The 4,555-nt window shown below is 67.9% G+C and carries 4 protein-coding genes and 1 pseudogene; 4 read left to right on the top strand and 1 reads right to left on the bottom strand.

Features of this window, described 5'->3' with window-relative positions:
• The 4 genes from flhF to B2W70_RS10190 all read left to right on the top strand — a co-directional run.
• Positions 1-1,220: flagellar biosynthesis protein FlhF (gene flhF, locus B2W70_RS10205; RefSeq protein ID WP_286745437.1), on the top strand; the 1,220-nt coding region annotated here is incomplete at its 5' end.
• 32 nt (positions 1,221-1,252) lie between these two features.
• Positions 1,253-2,065, top strand: coding sequence for a flagellar biosynthesis protein (locus tag B2W70_RS10200; RefSeq protein WP_286745435.1), 813 nt, complete (start codon positions 1,253-1,255; stop codon positions 2,063-2,065).
• A gap of 20 nt (positions 2,066-2,085) precedes the next feature.
• Complete coding sequence (locus B2W70_RS10195) at positions 2,086-2,808, top strand: RNA polymerase sigma factor FliA (protein ID WP_058088872.1); 723 nt, start codon at positions 2,086-2,088, stop codon at positions 2,806-2,808.
• 61 nt (positions 2,809-2,869) lie between these two features.
• A complete protein-coding gene (locus B2W70_RS10190) occupies positions 2,870-4,246 on the top strand; it encodes a methyl-accepting chemotaxis protein (protein WP_286745432.1) in 1,377 nt (458 codons plus the stop codon).
• Between the two features lie 6 nt (positions 4,247-4,252).
• Here the strand turns inward: B2W70_RS10190 and B2W70_RS10185 are convergent.
• Positions 4,253-4,555, bottom strand: a pseudogene (locus B2W70_RS10185) (ornithine carbamoyltransferase); the annotation flags it as partial.

The raw sequence follows: 4,555 nt of genomic DNA, 5'->3' as shown, positions 1-4,555 counted from the left end.
CCGAGTCCCTGGCCCGCGCCCAGGTGGCACAAGCCCAATCTCCCCGTGCCCAGGCCAGCCGTGCCGCCTTGTCAGACGAGCTGACGATGGACCAGATGGTGGCCCGCCAGGAAACCCCTCGCGCCGCTGCTCGCCCGGCTGCCAAGGCCCAGCCACAGGCACACGCACCGGCACAGGCCAAGCCAGCCGCACCGGTGGCTGCCCAACCCGACACCGCGACCCTGGAGGCCCTGCGCTCGGCTCAGGAGGCCAACACCACCTTGCTCGGCGAGTTGCGCGCCATGCGCGCCATGATGACCGAGCGCTTCGAGACCATGGCCTTCCTGGACAAGCTGGGCCGCACCCCCGCCCAGGCCAACCTGGCCCAGCGCCTGCTGGACGGCGGCTTCTCGACCGTGCTGATCCGCAAGCTGCTCGACGCCATGCCCGCCGACGTCAACAACGGCCAGCACGACGAGATGGAATGGGCCACCCAGGTGCTGCAGCGCAACCTCAACACCGCCGACACCGAGCGCGCCATCGAAGACCAGGGCGGTGTGTTCGCCCTGATCGGCTCGACCGGCGTGGGCAAGACCACCTCCACCGCCAAGCTGGCCGCCACCTTCGCTGCCAAGCACGGCGCGCAGAACCTGGGCCTGATCACGCTGGACGCCTACCGCGTCGGCGCCCACGAACAGCTGCGCGCCTACGGTCGCATCCTGGGTGTGCCCGTGCACATGGCCCATGACCGCGCTGCCCTGGAAGACCTGCTCGAACTCCTGTCGGGCAAGAAGCTGATCCTCATCGACACCGCCGGCATGGCCCAGCGCGACGGGCGCACCAAGGACCTGCTGGAAATGCTGTCCCACCCGGCCATCAAGAAGCTGCTGGTCATCAACGCATCGGCCCAAGGCGACGCCATCGAGGACGTCATGCACGCTTATCACGCGCAGCAGTGCTCCGGCGTCATCCTCTCCAAGCTGGACGAGGCCGTGAAGCTCGGCCCGGCGCTGGATGCGTTAATCCGTCACAAGCTCAAGGTCCTGGGCGTGGCAAACGGCCAACGCGTGCCCGAAGATTGGCACCGACTGTCCGCACAAGCCCTGGTGCACCGCGCGCTGCGCGCCAGCCTGAACCCGGCCTACCGCCTCGATCCCAACGAGGTCAGCCTGATCCTGGCCACGCCCTCGATGCCCGAGATGCTGCAGCAGTCTGCCCGCGCTGCCACCGCCACCGCCTGACCCACACCGAGCCGCCCTCCATGGTCCGACCCGTGCGTTCTGCCCTCCCAGCCCAGCCTGTTGACCAGGCCCAGGGCCTGCGCCAGATGTTCGCCGCCCGCGTGCTGCGTTTCATCCCGGTGGTGGCCAACACCCGCTCCAGCGCCGGTGGCCTGGTGCTCGAGCGCCTGTGCGCGGCCTACGCCGCTTGTGGCCTGAGCACCCTGGTCGTCGATGCGGGCGAGCAGGCGAGGGCGCCCAGCGAGCTCGCCGAGTTCGACCTGTCCGAAGGCATCGAGCGCCTGTCGGATCACGTCAGCTACATGGCCGCGCGGGGCTTGCCCCTGAAGTTCGCCGACGCCCGAGGCTCTTGCTCGACCCTGCTCGACGAACTGGCCGATGCCTCCGCCCGCAGCGACGTGGTCCTGCTGCACGCCTCCGCCAGCGAGCTGGTGCGCATCTTTGGCGACCGCTGCCGAGGCCACAACCTGCGCCCCCTGGTCTTCACCAACGACCTGGCCGAAGGCCTGACCGACGCCTACGCTGCCGTCAAGGTGCTCAGCCAGCGAGGAGGCTGGATGGCCTATGACCTGCTGATGTGCGCCCCGCGTCGCAGCCAGCAGGCCGACGAAGTCATCCGTCGACTCGCGCGGTGCTCGGACCAGTTCCTGGGGGCTGCGCAACGCGTCGCCCTGCGCCTGGACCCCTTCGAGCCCGCCTCGATCGACCCCGACGCCCGCTTCATGGAGCTGGCCGCCGGCCTGCTGCGCTGCGCCTTGCCCCACACCCTGGGTGAGACCGCTTTCGACCACCTGTTGTCGCCCGGTGCAGCCCTGCCTGCCCGCGTGTCACCCGTACTCAACTGAAGATGCTCATGGAGCCCAGCATGTCCAGCACGTACACCGCCAAAGGCCGTCTCGACGTCGACTCGATGCTGCGCCAGTACAGCCCGCTGGTGCGGCGCCTGGCCCACCAGATGATCGCCAAGCTGCCAGCCAACGTCGAAATCGACGACCTGATCCAGGTGGGCATGATCGGCCTGACCGACGCCTTGACCCGCTTTGACGCCGGGCAGGGGGTGCAGTTCGAGACCTTCGCCACCCAGCGCATCCGTGGCGCCATGCTCGACGAACTGCGCGGCGCCGACTGGCTCAGCCGGGGCACCCGCAAACAGCAGCGCGACATCGAACGCGCCGTGCACAGCCTGGAGCAAAAACTCGGCCGCGCCCCGCAGGAAAGCGAGATCGCCAAGGAAATGGGCATGGCGCTGACCGAGTACCAGGAGATGCTTGGCAAGGTGCGCGGCACCCAGCTGATCTACCTGGAAGACATGAGCGGCGAAGATGGCGACAACGACTACCTCGATCGCCACGTCACCGACGAAGGCAACGACCCGTTGAGCTTGCTCGAAGACCACCGCATGCGCCATGCTCTGGTCGAAGCCATCAAGAACCTGCCCGAGCGCGAGCAGTACGTCATGAGCATGTACTACGAGCAGGACATGAACCTCAAGGAAATCGCCGCCGTGCTGGGCGTGACCGAATCGCGTGTTTGCCAGCTGCACAGCCAATCCATCGCCCGGCTGCGCGTCAAGCTCCGAGAGTGGTGACCTGAAGCCCGCCAGCTTCTGCTCCCTCGGGCGATGGCCTCCCTTCTGAAGAGGGGTGCCCATGTTGGCCTTGTTCAAAAAGCGCGAAACCGTGGCATCGGTTGCGCCAGCGGTCTCTGCCGAGCCCATGCGCTTGGAAGGGGCCGAATCCGTTTATGCGCTCGCGCAGGTGCTGCAGCGGGACTGCAGCGGCCTGGGGCTCGAGGCGGCGCAATTGCGCGGTGCCCTTGACGACTGCGCCGCCATCGCCACCGGTCAGACCACGGCCCTGAGCGGGCTGCAGGCGCAGGCGCACCAGATCGCGCAAGCGCAACAACGCATCCAGTCCGAAACCGCGCAAAGCCAGCAGGCCATGCAGCGCGCCCGCGCCAGCGTCGAGCACGTGGGCCTGGAGGTCTCCGGGGTGGTCAGCACCCTCAAGCAAGTCTCCGAAGCGGCCAGCCAGATCACCCAGGTGGCCTTGCAGACCCGGCTGGTGGCCTTCAACGCCTCGGTCGAGGCCAAGCGCGCTGGCGAGGCCGGGCTGGGCTTCTCGGTCGTGGCCGACGCGGTCAAAGACCTGTCCACCCAGGTCGAATCCATCTCCAAGGCCATCATGGGCACGGTCGCCTCGCTGGACCAGCGCATCCAGTCGCTGGCTCAGGACTTGCGCGTTGACGTGCCGGTGGACGCCAAAGCGGACCAGGATCGACAGGTGCACCTGGCCCTGATGGGGGCCGAAAGCGCCGTGCAGCGCATCGTCGAGGCCGCCAGCGCCAGCGTGGGGTTGAGCCAAGGGATCCAGACGCAGGTCGATGGCATGGGGCAGGAGGTGCAGACCGTGCGCGACGCCCTGGCCGACGCCTCCAAGCGCAGCGAGCGCGTGCTGGGCGTCTCCGAGCGGCTCATGGAGGTCATCGCCACCTGCGGCGTTGAAACCGCCGACACCCCCTACATCCAGCTGGCCCAGCAAGTGGCCGGACAAATCGCCGAACGCCTGGAGCAGGCCCTGGGCTCAGGGCGCATCAGCCTGACGCAGCTGTTTGACGAGCGCTACCAGCCCCTGGCCGGCAGCAGCCCCGCGCAACACAGCGCCCCGTTCAATGCCCTGACGGACGACCTTTTCCCGGCTTTGCAGGAAGCGGCCCTCAAGGCCCTGCCCGAGGTGGTCTTCTGCATCGCGGCAGACCGCAACGGCTACATCTCCACCCACAACAAGGTCTACTGCCATCCGCAACGGCCTGGCGACGTGGTCTGGAACACCGCCAACAGCCGCTGGCGTCGCATCTTCAATGACCGCACAGGCCTGGCCTCGGCCCGCAACACGCGAGCCTTCCTGCTGCAGACCTACCGTCGGGACATGGGGGGCGGCAAGTTCGTGCTGCTCAAGGAAGCCTCGGCACCCATCACGGTGCAGGGTCGCCACTGGGGTGGCCTGCGCCTGGCCTACCGGTTCTGAGCCTGCTCAGCCGATGCGGCCGAGCAGCAGGTACTCCATCAGGGCCTTCTGCACGTGCAGTCGGTTCTCGGCCTCGTCCCAAACCACCGATTGCGGCCCGTCGATCACCTCGGCTTCGACCTCTTCGCCACGGTGGGCTGGCAGGCAGTGCATGAACAGCGCATCGGCTGCGGCCACGCCCATCATTTCGGCGTCCACGCACCAGTCGGCAAAGGCCTTCTTGCGCTCCTCGTTCTCGGCCTCGAAGCCCATGCTGGTCCACACGTCGGTGGTCACCAGGTGGGCGCCACGGCAGGCGTCCATCGGGTC

Source organism: Aquabacterium sp. UBA2148 (assembly GCF_002328915.1).
GTDB lineage: Bacteria > Pseudomonadota > Gammaproteobacteria > Burkholderiales > Burkholderiaceae_C > Aquabacterium > Aquabacterium parvum.
The sequence above is the reverse complement of the archived record's forward strand: the minus strand, read 5'-3'. Positions and strand labels throughout refer to the sequence as shown.

What these genes read in the sequence shown, in the direction of transcription:
- B2W70_RS10195 (WP_058088872.1), top strand. Translation starts at nt 2,086, where the DNA reads ATGTCCAGCACGTACACCGCCAAAGGCCGTCTCGACGTCGACTCGATG.
- B2W70_RS10190 (WP_286745432.1), top strand. Translation starts at nt 2,870, where the DNA reads ATGTTGGCCTTGTTCAAAAAGCGCGAAACCGTGGCATCGGTTGCGCCA.